The organism is Vibrio aestuarianus, assembly GCF_012395185.1.
Taxonomy (GTDB): Bacteria; Pseudomonadota; Gammaproteobacteria; order Enterobacterales; family Vibrionaceae; genus Vibrio; species Vibrio aestuarianus.
Map to the genome: position 1 here is coordinate 1 of NZ_JAAZTU010000020.1, position 19,234 is coordinate 19,234.

19 protein-coding genes are annotated in these 19,234 nt (G+C 44.0%); 4 read left to right on the forward strand and 15 right to left on the reverse strand.

Translation table 11 applies throughout. The features are described from left to right. Positions 1 to 401: 401 nt before the first annotated feature. Genes hemG through HGG78_RS10855 form a run of 3 tightly spaced genes read right to left on the reverse strand, consistent with a single transcriptional unit; the run spans position 402 to position 3,053 of the window. Positions 402 to 929 (reverse strand): menaquinone-dependent protoporphyrinogen IX dehydrogenase, encoded by a 528-nt coding sequence (gene hemG, locus HGG78_RS10845; protein WP_053308844.1) that lies wholly within the window; start codon positions 927 to 929, stop codon positions 402 to 404. Positions 930 to 938: 9 nt separating this feature from the next. Continuing rightward, positions 939 to 2,396, reverse strand: a complete 1,458-nt coding sequence (locus HGG78_RS10850) for a TrkH family potassium uptake protein (RefSeq protein WP_172532892.1) — start codon at positions 2,394 to 2,396, stop codon at positions 939 to 941. Positions 2,397 to 2,429: 33 nt separating this feature from the next. After that, positions 2,430 to 3,053 (reverse strand): YigZ family protein, encoded by a 624-nt coding sequence (locus tag HGG78_RS10855; protein ID WP_172532893.1) that lies wholly within the window; start codon positions 3,051 to 3,053, stop codon positions 2,430 to 2,432. Positions 3,054 to 3,271: 218 nt separating this feature from the next. Here HGG78_RS10855 and fadB point away from each other — a divergent pair, with 218 nt between their 5' ends. Both fadB and fadA read left to right on the forward strand, forming a co-directional pair. Further along, on the forward strand, positions 3,272 to 5,443 hold the full coding sequence (fadB, locus tag HGG78_RS10860) for a fatty acid oxidation complex subunit alpha FadB (protein WP_172532894.1): 2,172 nt from the start codon (positions 3,272 to 3,274) through the stop codon (positions 5,441 to 5,443). Positions 5,444 to 5,457: 14 nt separating this feature from the next. Next, positions 5,458 to 6,633 (forward strand): acetyl-CoA C-acyltransferase FadA, encoded by a 1,176-nt coding sequence (gene fadA / locus HGG78_RS10865; protein WP_172532895.1) that lies wholly within the window; start codon positions 5,458 to 5,460, stop codon positions 6,631 to 6,633. 45 nt (positions 6,634 to 6,678) lie between these two features. Here fadA and punR read toward each other — a convergent pair whose 3' ends face one another. Further along, positions 6,679 to 7,584: a DNA-binding transcriptional activator PunR gene (gene punR, locus HGG78_RS10870; RefSeq protein WP_172532896.1), complete on the reverse strand. Its 906-nt coding sequence runs from the start codon at positions 7,582 to 7,584 to the stop codon at positions 6,679 to 6,681. Between the two features lie 148 nt (positions 7,585 to 7,732). Here punR and punC point away from each other — a divergent pair, with 148 nt between their 5' ends. Next, a complete protein-coding gene (gene punC, locus HGG78_RS10875) occupies positions 7,733 to 8,938 on the forward strand; it encodes a purine nucleoside transporter PunC (RefSeq protein WP_172532897.1) in 1,206 nt (401 codons plus the stop codon). A 48-nt stretch (positions 8,939 to 8,986) separates the two neighbouring features. Here punC and HGG78_RS10880 read toward each other — a convergent pair whose 3' ends face one another. Then, entirely contained in the window at positions 8,987 to 9,760 is a 774-nt protein-coding gene (locus HGG78_RS10880) for a transporter substrate-binding domain-containing protein (protein ID WP_172532898.1), read from the reverse strand. Positions 9,761 to 9,855: 95 nt separating this feature from the next. On the opposite strand from HGG78_RS10880, the gene HGG78_RS10885 reads away from it, so the two are divergent. Continuing rightward, positions 9,856 to 10,593: an amino acid ABC transporter permease gene (locus tag HGG78_RS10885; RefSeq protein WP_216835554.1), complete on the forward strand. Its 738-nt coding sequence runs from the start codon at positions 9,856 to 9,858 to the stop codon at positions 10,591 to 10,593. A gap of 28 nt (positions 10,594 to 10,621) precedes the next feature. On the opposite strand, the gene glmU is transcribed toward HGG78_RS10885, so the two are convergent. The 10 genes from glmU to HGG78_RS10935 form a co-directional block, all read right to left on the reverse strand. Beyond that, positions 10,622 to 11,980, reverse strand: coding sequence for a bifunctional UDP-N-acetylglucosamine diphosphorylase/glucosamine-1-phosphate N-acetyltransferase GlmU (gene glmU, locus HGG78_RS10890; protein WP_172532900.1), 1,359 nt, complete (start codon positions 11,978 to 11,980; stop codon positions 10,622 to 10,624). A 149-nt stretch (positions 11,981 to 12,129) separates the two neighbouring features. Then, a complete protein-coding gene (locus tag HGG78_RS10895; RefSeq protein WP_053308854.1) occupies positions 12,130 to 12,552 on the reverse strand; it encodes a F0F1 ATP synthase subunit epsilon in 423 nt (140 codons plus the stop codon). 18 nt (positions 12,553 to 12,570) lie between these two features. Next, positions 12,571 to 13,974: a F0F1 ATP synthase subunit beta gene (atpD, locus tag HGG78_RS10900; RefSeq protein ID WP_053308855.1), complete on the reverse strand. Its 1,404-nt coding sequence runs from the start codon at positions 13,972 to 13,974 to the stop codon at positions 12,571 to 12,573. A gap of 34 nt (positions 13,975 to 14,008) precedes the next feature. Then, on the reverse strand, positions 14,009 to 14,878 hold the full coding sequence (atpG, locus tag HGG78_RS10905) for a F0F1 ATP synthase subunit gamma (RefSeq protein ID WP_053308856.1): 870 nt from the start codon (positions 14,876 to 14,878) through the stop codon (positions 14,009 to 14,011). A 43-nt stretch (positions 14,879 to 14,921) separates the two neighbouring features. Then, positions 14,922 to 16,463: a F0F1 ATP synthase subunit alpha gene (atpA, locus tag HGG78_RS10910; RefSeq protein ID WP_053308857.1), complete on the reverse strand. Its 1,542-nt coding sequence runs from the start codon at positions 16,461 to 16,463 to the stop codon at positions 14,922 to 14,924. A gap of 13 nt (positions 16,464 to 16,476) precedes the next feature. Then, on the reverse strand, positions 16,477 to 17,010 hold the full coding sequence (gene atpH / locus HGG78_RS10915) for a F0F1 ATP synthase subunit delta (RefSeq protein WP_053308858.1): 534 nt from the start codon (positions 17,008 to 17,010) through the stop codon (positions 16,477 to 16,479). A gap of 14 nt (positions 17,011 to 17,024) precedes the next feature. Further along, a complete protein-coding gene (atpF, locus tag HGG78_RS10920; protein ID WP_053308859.1) occupies positions 17,025 to 17,495 on the reverse strand; it encodes a F0F1 ATP synthase subunit B in 471 nt (156 codons plus the stop codon). Between the two features lie 76 nt (positions 17,496 to 17,571). Further along, positions 17,572 to 17,826 (reverse strand): F0F1 ATP synthase subunit C, encoded by a 255-nt coding sequence (gene atpE / locus HGG78_RS10925; RefSeq protein WP_053308860.1) that lies wholly within the window; start codon positions 17,824 to 17,826, stop codon positions 17,572 to 17,574. 56 nt (positions 17,827 to 17,882) lie between these two features. Further along, entirely contained in the window at positions 17,883 to 18,713 is an 831-nt protein-coding gene (gene atpB / locus HGG78_RS10930) for a F0F1 ATP synthase subunit A (RefSeq protein WP_053308861.1), read from the reverse strand. An 8-nt stretch (positions 18,714 to 18,721) separates the two neighbouring features. Beyond that, positions 18,722 to 19,111: a F0F1 ATP synthase subunit I gene (locus tag HGG78_RS10935; RefSeq protein WP_172532901.1), complete on the reverse strand. Its 390-nt coding sequence runs from the start codon at positions 19,109 to 19,111 to the stop codon at positions 18,722 to 18,724. Between the last annotated feature and the right edge of the window lie 123 nt (positions 19,112 to 19,234).

The window sequence follows — 19,234 nt, forward strand, 5'->3', positions numbered from 1 at the left end:
TGAATTGACTGTGCCAAAATCAAGTAAACTTGATTCTGATTGGTCACTCAGTTCATTGATAAATCTTTTTCGATTATCATCAACGAGTGCCCACACAGATTGATAGGTTTATATTGTTAAAGAGCGTCCTTCGTTTGGTTGCCGTGGCTTCCTTGGAAGAGGCGGCCATTCTAGCGAGATAATTTTTTGTGTCAAACACTTTTTTAAATTATTTCGTCTTACCGATTTGACCTACTGATTGACTGGCTAGTGGGGCTTGAACCCTTACTGGCTGTGCCGTGTCAGTGAGGCGGCATTATAGAGATCGCCATCACATTGGCAACCCCTTTTTGCAATTTTATTTGGTTTTTTATCTGTTGGATTAAAAAACAGTCAAAACACCTTGAATATATGCTTTTCATTTACAGGTTTTTAAACTTTTGGCTAAATATGGACACTTTTTTCCAGTTTGTGTACTCCACTTCTTTTGATGTGTCCGTTTCTCCGCCAGTGAGTGACATAATGAAACGAATCATAATTTTATCGAAGAAACGGTAACGTGGGTAATAAAGAGCCCCCGCAAATACTCCAATCAATGTGGGTTGCCAAGGCGATTTATTAAGAAAGGTTTTAATATAGACACTACCTTGTGGCGTATCTTTGCCTTGGTCTTCTTTTCTGGCCGTCAGGTTGACGCAGAAGAATGCTGACTTAGCTGTTTGCAACTCAGCTTTGTGCTGTTCAATAAATTGGTAGAGCTTCTTGTTTAGATGACCATAACGTATAGAAGCACCAATAAGAATGCGATCATAAGCTAATAAATCAATATGTTCAGCTTGATGTAAATCGACCACTTCACAATCCAATTCAGGCAACTCATCTCTTATGTAGTTAATAATTTTCAGAGTTTGCCCTTCACGAGAAGAATAGAGAAATAAAGCTTTTTGCACGTTACATCCTTAACTACGCCAAAATGTTGGAGTAAGCAGTATTAATAGTGTGAAAATTTCTAAGCGCCCAAACAACATCGAGACAATCAGCACCCACTTTGCCTTGTCATTTACATCTGCAAAATGTACTGATACCTCACCAAGTCCTGGGCCTAAATTGTTCAATGTTGCAGCTACGGCCGAAAATGCACTGAGCTCATCCATCCCAGTGGCGATTAATGCCAACATACAGACAACAAATACAAGCGCATAAGCAGAGAAAAATCCCCATACCGCATCGACCACTCGCTGTGAAAGCGCCGTTCCACCCACTTTTATGGTGTATACCGCTCTTGGGTGTATTAGCCGCTTCATCTCCCGCGCACCTTGCAGTGTTAGTAATAAAATACGGATAACCTTCATACCACCGCCTGTAGAACCGGCACAGCCACCAATAAAAGAGGAGAATAAAAGTAATACAGGCAAAAATAGTGGCCAATCCGAAAAACCTGTGGTGGTGAAACCAGCTGTTGTTGATATTGATACCGTTTGAAATAGAGCTTGATCAAACGCATCATAGAATGAGTCGTAAGAGTGATGTTCGAGTAACATCAAAAAACAAATAGCGAATAGGATTATTTGGATTACAGCAAAAGCACGGAACTCAGGATCTTTTACGTAATATTTGGGGTGAACGCCACCAGTTGAAAATGCAGCGTAATGCAGTGTGAAATTACAGGCAGAAATCAATAAGAACACAACCGTAATGAGGTTAATAGCATAACTATCAAAATAACCGATACTCGCATCGTGTGTTGAAAATCCACCAATAGCAATGGTTGAGAAGCTATGACAAATTGCGTCAAACAGTGTCATGCCAGCAAACCAGAATGCAGCCGCGCAAGCGATCGTCAAACTAAGGTAGATATACCATAAAGCTTTTGCGGTTTCTGCTATACGCGGGGTTACCTTGGTATCTTTTACTGGACCAGGAATTTCTGCACGATATAGCTGCATACCACCAATTCCGAGCACAGGAAGAATTGCCACGGCAAGTACAATAATCCCCATACCACCAAACCATTGCAGAAACTGGCGGTAAAATAAAATTGCTTTCGGTAATTCGTCTAATCCAACAATAACCGTCGCCCCTGTAGTAGTTAACGCAGAGAAGGACTCAAAAAATGCGTCAGTAACAGAAACCTCAGGATTATTGGCTAACCAAAAAGGCAACGAGCCAGCACTACCAATTACCGTCCAAAAGAGCACAACAATCAGAAAACCATCCCTTGCTTTTAATTCATGACGATAACGACGATTAGGGAACCAGAAACAACCACCACACATTAGTAAAACAAAGAATGTCGTGACAAAAGGCACCCCTGCTCCATCTCGGTACAGTAAGGCCACCAGTGCAGGGGCAAGCATGGATACGCTAAATAATGCGAGCAGAAGCCCGACGATGCGGATAATAGATCGAAATTGCATTGCTTATTTATATGAAGCTGAGCTTCTGACTTCCTAGTTATCTTCGAATGCGGCGACCATTGCCTTCGCACCACTTTTATTAATCATAGCTTGAGTAAAAGCATCCACTTGACGCAATTCGATCTCAATAATGAATTCAACTTGCTCCGTGTAATTAGCCTCAAATTCTATCGCTTCATGCTGAGCCATGATCGACTGAGCAATAGGCAGAAAACCGTAGTCTAGCGTTAGGCGCAACTTTGTGGTGATTTTTTTCTCAATTGTTTGAAGCAGCTTAAGCGCTTGCTGCACACCACCACCGTACGCTTTCACTAATCCGCCCGTTCCTAAGCGAATGCCACCAGAATAACGAGTCACCACTGCGGTCAATTCACCGACACCGGAACCTGCTAATTGCGCCAAAATCGGTTTACCAGCAGTTCCAGAAGGCTCACCATCATCACTAAAGCCCCATTGCATAGAATCTTCCGGTCGTCCTGCGACAAAACCCCAGCAATTATGCCTTGCGTCACTATGCTTTGCTTTTATCTGTTCCACGAAAGACTTTGCGGCTTCCACATTCGGGGTATGCGCAAGATAAGTGATAAAGATACTTTTCTTTATTTCTTCTTCAAATTGTACGGGCAACGCTGGAATTAAGTATGGCTGAACGTTCATGTTAGGCAGTTAAAACGAAGAATAGCGGCAGTGTAACACGTGCAATAAAAAAATCAGCGATGATCTGCATTAGCGCACAATGTTAAACAGTTGTTTAAAAAATGTATTGAAATTAAACAATCGACAGTTCAAACTACTCTTACTGGTCTAACCAGAATAATTAATACAACAAAAACTCTCACACACAATCAGAAGATTGTATGTCACGGAGATAGACAATGATTTACCAAGCCAACACCCTACAGGTAAAGGAATTACAAGACGGTATCGCTGAGTTAAGTTTCTGCTCTCCAGAATCAGTCAATAAACTTGACCTGGCCACTCTTGAATCACTCGACCATGCACTCGACGCACTTAAAAAGCACCAAGGCCTCAAAGGTCTGATCCTAACTTCGGATAAAGAGTCGTTTATCGTCGGTGCCGATATCACTGAATTTTTAGGTCTCTTCGCCAAACCAACCGAAGAGCTCGATCAATGGCTGCAATTTGCCAACGGTATTTTCAGCAAGCTAGAGGATTTACCCGTTCCGACACTTGCTGCTTTGAAAGGCCACGCTCTTGGCGGTGGTTGTGAGTGTGTACTCGCTACCGATTTTCGCATTGGTGATGTAACCACTAGCATTGGCTTACCTGAAACTAAACTCGGTATCATGCCTGGGTTTGGCGGTTGTGTACGCTTGCCGCGCCTGATTGGTGCTGATAGTGCCATGGAAGTCATTACTCAAGGTAAAGCATGTCGAGCAGAAGAAGCCCTAAAAATTGGTCTGCTTGATGCCATTGTCGACAGCGACAAACTGCTTGAATCAGCCATAAAAACCATAACATCGGCCATCAATGAAAAAATCGATTGGCAAGCTCGCCGTCAGCAAAAAACTTCAGCGCTCGCACTCAGCAAATTAGAAGCGATGATGAGCTTCACAATGGCGAAAGGTTTAGTTGCTCAACATGCAGGGCCTCATTACCCAGCACCAATGACAGCCGTAATTGCCATTGAAGAAGCAGCTCGCTGCGCTCGCGATGAAGCATTGGCTATTGAGCGTAAACACTTTGCTAAACTGGCTAAATCAGAAGAAGCTAAATCGTTAGTCGGTTTATTTCTCAATGACCAGTACATCAAGGCACTGGCAAAAAAAGCAGCCAAATCAGCCAATAAAGATACAGAAAGAGCAGCCGTACTTGGCGCCGGAATTATGGGTGGCGGTATTGCCTACCAATCAGCAGTGAAAGGTGTGCCTGTTTTGATGAAAGACATCGCACAATCATCACTCAACTTAGGCATGACTGAAGCTTCGAAGCTACTCAACAAACAGTTGCAACGCGGTAAAATTGATGGGTTCAAAATGGCGGGCGTATTGGCGTCTATCACCCCAAGCCTTCATTACGCAGGTATTGAACAAGCGGATGTGATCGTCGAAGCCGTGGTTGAAAATCCAAAAATCAAAGCGGCTGTATTGAGTGAAGTGGAAGAAAACGTCAATCAAGAAACCGTTATTACGTCTAACACCTCTACCATCCCTATTAACCTATTAGCGAAATCACTCAAGCGTCCAGAAAATTTCTGCGGCATGCATTTCTTCAACCCTGTCCATCGGATGCCATTGGTAGAAATTATTCGCGGTGAACATACATCTGATGAAACCATCAACCGCGTTGTCGCTTACGCAGCAAAAATGGGTAAATCACCTATCGTAGTTAATGACTGCCCAGGGTTCTTCGTAAACCGCGTACTTTTCCCTTATTTCGGCGGATTTAGTTTATTACTACGTGATGGCGCAGATTTCACGCAAATAGATAAAGTGATGGAACGTAAGTTTGGATGGCCAATGGGGCCGGCTTATCTGCTCGATGTGGTTGGTATTGATACAGCCCACCACGCGCAAGCAGTAATGGCTCAAGGTTTCCCTGAACGTATGGGTAAACAGGGGCGCGATGCAATTGATGCGCTATTTGATGCCAATAAATATGGCCAGAAAAATGGTAGTGGTTTCTATCAATATACATTAGATAAGAAAGGTAAGCCGAAGAAAACCTTCTCTGAAGAGGTACTTACTGTACTCAATGCAGAATGCGGTGACAAACGAGCCTTTGAAGATCAAACCATCATCGAACGCATGATGATTCCAATGATCAATGAAGTCGCTCTGTGCTTAGAGGAAAAAATCATAGCCTCAGCACAAGAAGCAGATATGGCATTAGTATACGGTCTAGGTTTCCCTCCATTTAGAGGTGGCGTCTTCCGCTATCTCGATAGTATAGGGCTACAAAACTATGTTGCGATGGCGAGCCAATACCAAACATTGGGCGCGATGTATCAAGTACCTCAACTGCTGATTGATATGGCAGAAAAAGGTGAGACCTTCTACGGTGCTCAGCAAGCAAGTTCTATCTAAGGAGAGATGCCCAAATGACTTCACATAACAAAAATGTCGTAATTGTTGATTGCCTGCGCACCCCAATGGGCCGTTCAAAAGGCGGGGCATTTCGTCACACTCGTGCCGAAGATTTATCTGCTCATTTAATGAAAGGTATTTTAGCCCGTAACCCACAAGTGAACCCGCTAGAAATCGAAGATATCTACTGGGGCTGTGTACAGCAAACGTTAGAGCAAGGCTTTAACGTAGCGCGTAACGCTGCGTTACTAGCTGGCTTACCAATTGAGATTGGCGCAGTGACGGTCAACCGCTTATGTGGCTCTTCTATGCAGGCTTTGCACGATGCAACACGCGCTATCATGGTTGGTGATGCCGAAATATGCCTAGTGGGTGGTGTTGAGCACATGGGCCATGTACCGATGACCCATGGCGTTGATTTTCACCCTGGAATGTCAAAAACCGTTGCTAAAGCAGCAGGTATGATGGGGCTAACCGCAGAAATGCTCGGTAAACTGCATGGCATTAGCCGTGAACAGCAAGATGCGTTTGCCGCTCGTTCACACCAACGCGCTTACGCAGCAACCATTGAAGGTCGCTTCAAAAATGAAATTCTGCCTATGGAAGCTCATGCTGAAGATGGCACGCTTTTCACTTTGGATGTTGATGAAGTAATCCGCCCTGAAACTACGGTAGAAGGACTATCACAACTACGTCCTGTTTTTGACCCAGTCAATGGCACCGTGACTGCAGGTACCTCATCAGCACTATCAGATGGTGCCTCTGCCATGCTGATCATGAGCGAAGAGAAAGCAAACGCGCTTGGCTTAAAGATCCGCGCTCGCGTTAAGTCAATGGCTGTTGCTGGTTGTGATCCTTCTATTATGGGTTATGGCCCAGTTCCTGCGACCAAAAAAGCACTACAACGTGCTGGCTTGACTATGCAGGATATGGACGTAATTGAGCTCAACGAAGCGTTCGCTGCTCAATCTTTACCTTGTGCTAAAGATTTAGGGCTACTTGATGTTGTGGATGAAAAAGTAAACCTGAACGGTGGGGCAATTGCATTGGGTCACCCTCTAGGTTGTTCTGGCACTCGCATCTCAACAACGCTTATCAACCTAATGGAAGCGAAAAACGCAAAATATGGCTTAGCGACCATGTGCATTGGTTTGGGCCAAGGTATTGCGACCATCTTTGAACGCCCATAATTCAATATAATTGCTAGCATGCCAGCCCTTCAGGCTGGCATTTTTTTAGAATGCTTTTAACCAATCTTGGTGAAGTTGTTGGCTGCTACCTAAATAATTAACCATCCACTCAATCAACTTATGATTATCGTCTTTACGCCATACCAAGCAACATTGACTGAGTGGCTTATCATCTGGCAATATTTTCTCAACAAGCAACCCATCAGCAATTAAAGGTTGCGCTATGTGCCTTGGCATATAACCGATACCTACCCCATTTTTCAAACATTCAATGGCACTGTACCAATTAGGCAATAGTAAACGTCTTTGCTGTGGATAATGACCAGTATGCCGCTTAGGCAACACGCTTGACGTATCATCCAAACAAATAGCAGGATACTGGCTGACGAAAGCTTCGGTTAGGTTTTGCTCTCGAACACAAGGGTGGCTAGGCGACATAACAAATGCCCAATCCAATAGCCCCATATCTCGCACTTCAAAATCACCACCGACAGGAATAGCCGAGGTTGCACCAATCACAATATCCGCCCGATCTTGTGCTATCGCCTCCCAAGAACCATTAAACACTTCCATATTAATTTGCAGCTCAGCAAACTCAAATGTGCGATAAAAATCTTCCACCAGCGGTTTCATCTTATCGAGTTTAACCACGTTATCCAGTGTCAACTTGAGTGTCTTTTGCCAACCGTGCGCCGCACGTTTAGTCTGGGCGCGAACCTCTTCCATCTGCCTTAATAGCTGACGAGCTTCCAGCATAAAAAGCTCACCGGCTGGCGTAAGTTCAACCTTTCTAGGTAAACGGCGAAACAGCAACACATCCAAATCTTGTTCAACTTGACGCACACCATAACTGATCGCTGATGGCACTTTATGCAAAACCTCTGCAGCGGCAGTAAAACTTCCTAACCGGGCAACGGTATCGAGCATTTCTAATGAGGATTTAGAAAACATAAGCCTTCAAATTTTTTGATTGATAACTAACAAATTTAGCGTTTCATTTAATCTTAATCGAAAAATAGAATATTGGGGTAGGTAAATCAGGGTTAGCAACCATAAAAACTAACTCAATACTCATTAATTTTTTTGAATGGTTATAATAATGAAAGCATCAAAATTACAGTTGCTGTACTTAGCCGCACTCTCCATGCTCGGCTTCATTGCCACAGACATGTACCTTCCCGCTTTTAAAGCGATGGAAATCGACTTTGCTACAGGACCGGAACAAATCGCTCTATCATTGACGGTATTTCTAGTAGGAATGGCACTAGGGCAACTGGTGTGGGGCTTAGCTTCAGACAAATATGGCCACCGTAATACATTAGCAGCAGGCTTAGCGCTATTTACTGTAGCATCATTTGGTTTGGCGTTTAGTGAACAAGTTTGGCAATTATTGGCGCTTCGCTTTGTACAGGCTTTAGGGGTTTGTGCACCTGCCGTTATCTGGCAAGCCATGGTCATTCAACGCTACCCAGCCAAAACGAGCCAACAGGTGTTTGCGACCATTATGCCATTAGTGGCGTTGTCTCCCGCACTGGCTCCTCAGCTAGGGGTGTTATTGGCGGATAACTTTGGTTGGCACAGTATTTTTGTCGCATTGACGTTAATGGGCGCAGCGCTTGTAGTGTGTACCTTTAGCCAAAAGAATGAGATTTCACCGCCAAAACAAACTTCGATTAAACAAGATATTAAAACATTACTAAGCACTAAGACTTACTTAGGTAATGTGATGATGTTTGCTTGCGCTTCGGCAGCCTTCTTTGCTTATTTAACCGGTATGCCAGAAATTATGGCTCGCTTAGGTTATGCCGCCAAAGACATCGGTTTAAGTTTTATTCCTCAAACGATTGCTTTCATGGTCGGTGGCTATTTAGGTAAAGTTGGTGTGAATAAGTTCGGCGATGAAAAAGTTCTGAAACAGTTAATTGGTCTATTTAGCGTCGCAACCTTATTGGTTTTCATCGCTTCACAATGGCAATTGACCTCAATTTGGCCAATTCTAGCGCCTTTCTGTTTGATTGCAGTCGCGAACGGTGCGCTTTATCCGATTGTGGTTAACCGTGCTTTATCCAGTGCTAAGCAGAGCCCAGCAACGGCAGCTGGTTTACAAAATAGCCTACAAATCTGCGTCAGTAGTTTAGCCAGTGCACTAGTTGCAGCATTAGCAAGCCAAGCACAAATGGTAACCGGTATTGCGATTATGATTTGTATGGGTGGATTATGGATAGGTTATATTGTCTCGAATAGAGAATTATCAGAACACTTCACCACACCAGATAATGCGCGGGTTGTTTCTGAGAAAGAGTAATAAAAAAGAAGCCGTTCGTTATGAGCGGCTTCTATCATTTAAGCATGATTAAATACTTTTCAATCCCCACTTTTCTGCCGTTTGCTTGAAGAAACCTTGCGTTTTCTTTAGCTCAACCCAGTGATTAACATAATTGATCCACACTTGGTCGTCTTGCGGTAATAGCATTGAGATTGGTGTTGGTTTACGAGCTTCTTTTACTGGTACGATAGCAAGCTGATTAAATTTATCCACCAGCGTTGCCGCTTCTACATTGGAAGTCACAGAGACATCAGCTCTACGAGCAAGCAGTTCTTGATAGTCGCGGGCGGGTGCTTCAATCACAATATGCTGCGCAGAAGGAAAAAATTCTTTAACCATTTTTTCCTGCACTGTACCAAGTGTGGCTGCTACTTTAATTTCTGCTTTATCAAAATCACTCCAATTACGGTATCGAGCGAGATCTTTCTTTTGCACAACAGGTACAAAGGCCAAATAAAAATAAGGTTGACTGTAACCAGCCACTTTTGCGCGTGACATATTGAGTGAGGCACTGCCTGTTATATCGTACTTATTGGCTGTAATACCATTGACTAAGGTTTTCCAGTCCGTTGCGACATACTCCACTTTCACACCCAAATCTTTAGCCAGCTCAGTGGTAACATCAATATCAAAACCACGGTAACCGTTGGTCGCTGGATCTTTCATGGTCATTGGGTTCCAATCACCTGTCGTACCAACTCGTAGCACGCCACTATCTAATATTTCATGTAAACGGCTTTGGGCCATCACCTGACTCACAGATAATACGCACAGTCCTAATGCGAGAAGCATCTTCTTCATTATGATTTCCTTAAAATAATTCACATTTGTTAGAACATCATTGCTAACATAGCAGCAACAAATGGATTTTTTTAGTTTATTCAAGGTGTAGTGTGATGTTACGTGGCTTACTCATGATGACTATTTTGGCGCTGACCGGATGTACTGACTATCAATGGGGCTGGTATGTTCTCGATCCCACCAGTCAACAAGGCCAGCAAAACCTCTCATTTCTCGTGGCTGGGTTTGGCGATACCATTAGCATCTCCCTCATCAGCATGCTGCTCGCTATGTTATTAGGGTTAGTTGTCGCACTACCTGCGCTATCTGAACGCCAATCTCTGCGCTTATTCAACCGAACTTACGTTGAAATTATCCGTGCGATCCCAGTACTGGTTTTATTACTGTGGGTCTATTACGGTTTGCCTTCTTTATTTGACCTATCGCTCAATCACTTTTGGGCTGGTGTCATTGCATTAACCATTGCAGAAAGTGCTTTTATGGCCGAGGTGTTTCGAGGAGGTATACAGGCGATCCCCACTGGACAACATGAGGCGGCAAATGCGCTTGGACTTAACTACTGGCAAAAAATGCGTTGGATTATATTACCGCAAGCTTTACGGCAAATATTACCGCCACTAGGGAATCAATTTGTTTATATTTTGAAGATGTCGTCACTGGTGAGCGTGATTGGGCTAAGTGACTTAACAAGGCGAGCCAATGAATTGGTTGTGACAGAATACCTTCCATTAGAGATCTACACCTTTTTAGTATTTGAATACTTAGTGCTGATCCTTTTGGTTTCGCAAGGCGTGAGATGGTTAGAAAGAAAGATGGCGGTGGGAAAACGCTAGCTCAATATAAGAGCCAGCGTTTTGATCATTACTTCTTAGTTGGGCGCTTCCAACCTGAAATTTTGCGTTCTTTGGCGCGAGTAATCACTAACTCACTTTCAGCAACATTATTTGTCAGGGTTGTTCCAGCACCAATCGTCGCACCATCGGCAATCGTTACAGGCGCGATAAGTTGGCAGTCTGAGCCAACAAATACGTCATCACCAATCGTGGTTTTGAATTTATTGGCACCATCGTAGTTACAGGTAATCACACCTGCACCAATGTTGACACGTTGCCCTACTTCCGCATCACCTAAATACGTTAAGTGATTTGCTTTTGAGCCTTCACCTAAACGAGCATTCTTCACTTCGACAAAGTTACCGACGTGTGCGTCATTACGCAGTTCAGCACCAGGGCGTAAACGAGTAAAAGGACCTACAGTACAATTTTCTGCTACCGTTGCACCTTCAATGACACTGTATGGACGGATGATCGTATTATCATCGATCTCACAATCTTTAAGTACACATCCCGTACCGATAATGACGTTATCGCCTAGTGTAACGTTACCTTCAATAATGACATTAGTGTCAATTTCGACATCCATACCACACTGTAATTCACCGCGTAGATCAAAACGAGACGGGTCGCGTAGCATTACCCCTTGCTCTAGCAGTTTCTTCGCTTGAGTGGCTTGGTAAGCTCGCTCTAAACGTGCTAGTTGGGCGCGATCATTAACCCCCTCAACTTCAATCGAACTGGCTGGATGAACCGCTTCAACCGCACGCCCTTCGTTATGTGCTGCTGCAATAACATCTGTAAGGTAATACTCACCTTGCGCATTTTCATTGCTTAAGCCAGATAGCCAGCGTTTTAAATCACGACCTGTTGCGACTAACACACCGGTATTGATTTCTTTGATCAGTTTTTGTTCATCAGTGGCATCTTTTTGCTCAACAATCGCCACCACTGGGCCATGTTTACGAACAATACGTCCATAACCCATCGGGTTATCTAAAACGACCGTTAATAAAGCAATACCGTCATTAGGTTGTGCATCAAGTAAGCTTTCTATCGTTTCTTCAGAGATCAATGGAACATCACCGTAAAGCACGAGGATCTTCTCATCATCCTGAAAATGATCAGATGCTTGATCAACAGCGTGACCGGTACCCAATTGTTCAGCTTGTAGAACCCAGTTCACCGACTCTTCAGCCAACACTTGCTGCATTTGATCACCACCGTGACCATAAACCAAATGAATATTCTGAGCACCCAAACCAGTACACGTGTCAATCACGTGTTTAACCATTGGCTTGCCTGCCAGTGTATGCAGCACTTTAGGCATATTAGAATACATTCGTGTACCTTTACCTGCTGCTAGGATCACTGCGCTAAATTTCATTGACGACCTATTGACGTTAAAAAAGTTAAGCCGCATTTTAACGGTAATTACTCTGTTAGTTAATTTATCTGGGCACTTTTCTGTTAAATAATAAGCAAAAAGGCGACCAATTGGTCGCCTTTTTCATCACGTCTTAATTCTAAAACAAATTAACGACGTTTTTTTGTCAGCTCGATAACTCGTAACTGAGCAATGGCTTTAGCCAGTTCACTGGCCGCTTGCGCGAAGTCCATGTCGCCATGCTGATTCAAAATATTCTCTTCAGCTTTGCGTTTGGCTTCTTCTGCCTTAGCTGCGTCTAGCTCTTCACCACGGATTGCCGTATCAGCCAGTACAGTCGCTGTACCAGGTTGAATTTCGACAATACCACCAGAAACATAAATAATTTCTTCGTGGCCGTGTAGTTTAACGATACGCACCATACCAGGCTTTATAGCGGTCAGCAGCGGTGTGTGACCATGGAAAATACCCAGTTCACCTTCGCTACCGGTCACCTGAAACGTTTCAACTTGGCCAGAGAAGAGTTTCTTCTCAGCACTTACAACGTCTAGGTGAAAGGTTATTGCTGCCATATCGCCTCCTAGTTAGCCTTATAGCTTCTTAGCATTCTCAAGAGCATCATCGATAGTACCGCAGTACATAAATGCTTGCTCAGGAACGTCATCGTATTCACCAGATAGAAGACCTTTGAATCCACGTAAAGTCTCTTTAAGAGATACGTAAACACCTGGGTCACCTGTAAATACTTCTGCTACGTGGTAAGGCTGAGTTAGGAAACGTTCAATCTTACGTGCACGAGATACAACTTGCTTATCACCTTCAGACAGCTCGTCCATACCAAGGATCGCAATGATATCTTTCAGCTCTTTATAACGCTGAAGCGTCTGCTGAACACCACGAGCAATATCGTAGTGCTCTTGACCGACAACCAATGGATCAAGCTGGCGAGATGTTGAATCTAGCGGGTCGATCGCAGGGTATAGACCCATAGCAGCGATGTTACGGTTAAGTACAACCGTTGCATCCAAGTGCGCAAATGTTGTTGCTGGAGACGGGTCAGTCAAGTCATCCGCTGGTACGTATACCGCCTGTACAGACGTGATAGAACCTTGCTTAGTTGACGTGATACGCTCCTGAAGCACACCCATTTCTTCAGCTAGTGTAGGTTGGTAACCTACCGCAGAAGGCATACGACCTAGCAGTGCAGAAACTTCGGTTCCCGCCAAGGTATAACGGTAGATGTTATCAATAAACAGAAGTACATCACGACCTTCGTCACGGAAGCGTTCTGCCATTGTAAGACCAGTCAGTGCAACACGTAGACGGTTACCTGGTGGCTCGTTCATCTGACCGTAAACCATTGCTACTTTTGATTCTTCAGGATTTTCGATGTTTACAACACCCGCTTCCTGCATCTCAAAGTAGAAATCGTTACCTTCACGAGTACGCTCACCTACACCCGCAAATACGGATAGGCCTGAGTGTTTCAGTGCGATGTTGTTGATAAGTTCCATCATGTTAACGGTCTTACCTACACCTGCACCACCGAATAGACCGATTTTACCACCCTTAGCGAATGGACAAATCAAGTCGATAACTTTTACACCCGTTTCTAGAAGAGCAGTTTCGTTTGCTTGCTCTTCGTAGCTAGGCGCTGGACGGTGAATTGAGTACAACTCTTCAGCACCGATCTCGCCACGCTCATCAATCGCGTCACCAAGAACGTTCATGATACGACCTAGGGTCTTAGTACCTACTGGTACTGAGATTGGAGCACCAGAGTTTTCAACTGTTACTCCACGACGTAAACCATCAGAGCTACCCATTACGATACAACGAACTACGCCACCGCCTAGCTGTTGTTGAACTTCAAGAACGAGACGCTCTTTTGAGTCCGTAACGTTTAGAGCGTCATATACACTTGGTACTTCGCCCTGTGGGAACTCTACGTCGACTACTGCCCCGATGATCTGTACGATCTTACCTGTAGCCATCGTTAATCCTCTAAACTGTTTGTTTTACCTAAGCTTAAACCGCTGCTGCGCCTGAAACGATTTCCGATAGTTCTTGTGTAATCGCCGCCTGACGGGCTTTGTTGTACACAAGTTCAAGATCATCAATCAAGTTACTAGCGTTATCTGTAGCAGCCTTCATCGCAACCATTCGAGCAGCTTGTTCACATGCAAGGTTCTCTACTACACCTTGGTAAACCTGAGACTCGATATAGCGCAGCAATAGTGCGTCTAATAAAGGCTTAGGTTCTGGTTCGTAGATATAGTCCCAAGAATGCTTACGTTCCTGCATATCTTTGTCGTCTGATTTAGGCAAAGGCAATAATTGATCAATCGTTGGTTGTTGAACCATGGTATTAACAAAATGGTTAAACACCACGTATAAGCGGTCTAACTCACCATTGTCATATTTTTTCAACATCACGCCGACAGCACCAATCAAGTCTTCCAGACTAGGATAATCACCTAATCCTGAAACTTGGGCTGCCACCTTGGCTCCTGAGTTATTAAAAAATGCAGTCGCTTTTGAGCCGATAACAGCTAGCTCAATTTCTGCACCTTTCTCTTTCCAGCCTTGCATTTCTACAACCGCATTTTTGAATAAGTTAATATTCAAACCACCACATAGGCCACGGTCTGTAGAAACGATGATGTAACCAACACGCTTAGCTTCACGCTCTTCTAGGTACGGATGACGATACTCTAGATTCGCGCTAGCCATATGACCGATCACTTTACGAATTGTCTCAGCGTAAGGACGAGTAGCTTCCATAGAATCTTGCGAACGTCGCATCTTCGATGTCGCTACCATCTCCATCGCTTTCGTAATCTTCTGAGTGCTTTTAACACTGCCGATTTTACTACGTATCTCTTTTGCGCCGGCCATCGTTACTCTCCATTAGTTGGTGGCAGAGACTGCCACCGACCTATTACCAAGTTTGAGTTGCTTTGAAATCGTCCATCAGTTTCTTCAACTGAGCTTCAATTTCATCGTTATAAGCACCCGTCTTGTCGATCTCAGCTGCTAAATCAGCATATTGACCGCGAGCATACGATAGTAGAGCCGCTTCAAAATCTAGAACTTTACTAAGTTCAACATCGTTTAAGTAGCCGCGCTCGACAGCAAAAACAACCACAGCTTGATCAAATACAGACATTGGAGCGTACTGCTTCTGCTTCATTAGTTCTGTTACTTTTTGACCATGGTTTAGCTGACGCTTAGTTGCTTCATCAAGATCAGACGAGAACTGTGCGAATGCCGCTAGTTCACGATATTGTGCTAGTGCAGTACGAATACCGCCAGATAGCTTCTTGATGATTTTCGATTGCGCTGCACCACCTACACGAGAAACTGAGATACCAGGGTCAACAGCAGGACGAACACCAGCGTTGAACAATTCAGTTTGTAGGAAGATCTGACCATCGGTAATCGAGATTACGTTAGTCGGTACGAATGCAGATACGTCACCCGCTTGAGTTTCAATGATTGGAAGAGCAGTTAAAGAACCAGTCTTACCTTTCACTTCACCTTTCGTAAATTCATCAACGTAGTGTTCGCTTACGCGAGCTGCACGTTCTAGAAGACGAGAGTGAAGATAGAAAACATCACCAGGGAACGCTTCACGACCAGGTGGGCGTTTTAGTAGTAGCGAGATCTGACGGTACGCAACCGCTTGTTTAGATAGATCATCATAAACAATCAGTGCATCTTCACCGCGATCACGGAAGTATTCACCCATTGCACAACCTGAGTATGGTGCTAGATATTGCAGCGCCGCAGATTCTGCCGCAGAAGCAACAACAACGATAGTGTTAGCTAGCGCGCCATGTTCTTCAAGTTTGCGAACCACGTTAGCAATAGTCGATGCTTTTTGACCGATCGCTACGTAGATAGAGAAAATACCAGAGTTTTTCTGGTTAATAATTGCATCGATCGCCATTGCTGTTTTACCAGTTTGACGGTCACCGATGATAAGCTCACGCTGACCACGACCGATTGGGATCATCGAGTCAACTGACTTATAACCAGTTTGTACAGGCTGATCTACCGATTTACGGTCGATTACGCCTGGTGCAATTACTTCTACAGGTGAAGTCAACTTCGCCTCAATTGGACCTTTGCCATCAATAGGCTCACCTAGCGTGTTAACAACACGGCCAAGCAATTCAGGACCAACTGGTACTTCAAGAATACGACCAGTACCTGTAACTTTCATGCCTTCCTTAAGGTCAGCATATGGGCCCATTACAACGGCACCAACCGAATCACGGTTCAAGTTTAGTGCTAGCGCGTAACGACCACCCGGTAATTCAATCATTTCACCTTGCATCACGTCCGCTAGGCCGTGAATGCTAAGAATACCATCGCTTACCGATACGATAGTACCTTCGTTGCGAGCTTCACTAACAACGTCGAAAGCTTCGATACGTTGTTTAATTAGATCGCTAATTTCCGTGGAATTAAGTTGCATGCTCCAATCCCCATCAAGACTGCAATGCATCGCTCAGGCGGTTTAAACGACCGCGAGCTGAGTTATCGATGACTAGGTCTCCGGCTCGAATTATAACCCCACCAAGTAGGGTCTCATCTATACTGCAATTCAGCTGAACTTTGCGCTCAAGACGCTGCTCAAGTTTGTTGCTGATATCTGCACATTGTTTCTCAGAAAGTTCAGTTGCTGAAATAACATCAACATCTATCTCTTTCTCATGTTCCTGTTTTAAGGCTAGAAACTCGTTACAAACATCAGGAAGGGCCTTTAATCGGCCGTTCTCAGCCATCACCTTAATCAGGTTCTGGGCGTGAACATCAAACTGATCGCCACAAATTGCGTTCAAAATTTCTGCTAATTTCTCAGCAGAGGTAGAGCTAGTTAATAACTCTTTAATTTGATCGTTCTTTGCGACCTCGGCAGCAAAAGCAAGCATTTGAGCCCATTGGCTTAGCTGCTTTTTCTCCACCGCAAAATCGAATGCTGCTTTAGCATAGGGGCGTGCGATTGTAATAAAATCAGACATATGCGCCCCCATCCTTAAAGTTTTGCAGTAATGTTGTCGAGAATATCTTTGTGCGCATCTTTATCGATTGAACGCTCAAGGATTTTCTCAGCACCAGCTACAGCCAGAGTTGCAACTTGTTTACGCAGCTCATCGCGGGCACGATTACGTTCAGATTCAAGTTCAGCTTCAGCTTGAGTTAGGATTTTCTGGCGTTCCGCCTGAGCTTCCTCACGTGCTTCATCTAGAATTTGAGCTTTACGTTTATTGGCCTGTTCGATGACCTCAGTTGCAGTGCGCTTCGCTTCTTTCATTTGTTCAGAAGCGTTGGCTTGTGCTAGATCCAAGTTTTTAGCAGCACGCTCAGCGGCTGATAGACCGTCAGCAATTTTTTTCTGACGTTCTTCGATCGCTTGCATAATTGGCGGCCATACATATTTCATGCAGAACCACACAAAAAGTGCAAACGCGATTGCTTGACCTAGCAGAGTTGCGTTCATATTCACAACAGCTACCCCTCTATTTGTTCACCAACGAAAAGTATTAATCAACGACAAATTATTAATTTGTGTGATCGGTTGATTAACCTAGTTGACCAACAAATGGGTTCGCAAAAGTAAATAGAAGCGCGATTACGATACCGATCATTGGAACCGCATCAAGTAGACCCGCGATGATGAACATCTTAACTTGTAGCATAGGAGCCATTTCTGGTTGACGAGCTGCACCTTCTAGGAATTTACCACCTAGAATTGCGAAACCAATCGCTGTACCAAGAGAAGCAAGACCGACGATAATACCTACCGCGATTGCAGAAAAGCTCAGTAAAGTTTCCATTACTATCTCCAATTTATAGTTGTTGGCTTATGTGCCCAAATAAAAAGCTTAAAAAATTAATGATCACTGTCTTCGTGTGCCATTGACAGATATACGATAGTCAACATCATGAACACGAAAGCCTGAATCAGAATTACCAGAATATGGAAAATAGCCCACGGAAGTGAACCCATCCATTGTAGCCACCATGGTAGCATCGCTGCGATAAGAATGAATACAACCTCACCCGCGAACATGTTACCGAATAAACGCATCCCAAGAGAAAGAGGTTTCGCTAAAAGCGACACGACTTCAATTAGTAGGTTAAACGGAATCATGATTGGGTGATTGAATGGATGTAAAGCCAATTCTTTCGCAAAACCACCTAGACCTTTCACTTTGATGCTGTAGAAAATCATCAACGCAAATACGCCTAGAGCCATAGCCATGGTGATATTCACATCAGCAGAAGGAACCACTTTTAAATAAGGGATACCAAGCCAATGTTCTGCTGGATACGGTAAGAAATCAATTGGAATTAAATCCATGATGTTCATCAACAATACCCAACAAAAGATAGTCAGTGCCAGCGGTGCTATAAGTGGATTGCGTCCATGAAAGGTGTCTTTGACGTTCTGATCGACAAATTCCACCACCATTTCAACAAAACACTGAAGCTTACCTGGTACACCCGCTGTTGCTTTCTTTGATACAGAACGAAATACCCATAAGAATATTAAGCCAGTAAACAAGGAAAAAAACAGGCTATCGATATGTACGTTCCAGAAACTTGTTTCACTAATTGATAGACCTAAATCGTAATGCTCAGAAATCTTCGCAAGAGACAGGTTTGTCAAGTGGTGCTCAATGTATCCGGACGATGTTAGCGCTTCACCTGGCGCAGCCATAACTCATCCTATTTTTTGTTGTTAATGAATAGCACTGGCGCACAGATATTAATACCTAGAGCCAGCAAATAGGTTAGTTTGAGGGGAACAAGTTCCACCTGCATATACATGTAGGCAACATAGAACAGTGCAACTGTGATAAGGATTTTGAGTACTTCACCTGTATAGAAAGAGGCCGTAATCTGCTTTGCAGCACGAGCTCCACTAAACATAAAAGCACACAGCGCAAAAACCGCATTCGCAATGACAAAAATGCCACCACCAACCAGCGCAGAAAGCCCCCATTCAGCATTTACAGCCACCGCCATCCCTGCTGCCACAACCATAACCGCGCCAAACTGGATCATTAACAATTGCTTAGCAAGCTCTCGTCCTGGTCTAGCTAACGCAGCTACCATGTATTCGTACCTCTAGTAATGTCCACAGCTCATCTACAACATAGGGCAGTGGAAATTGGCGAAAATTATACGGTCACTCTAACTGATTGCAATTGAAACACAGCAAAAAGTTACAATTTTGTT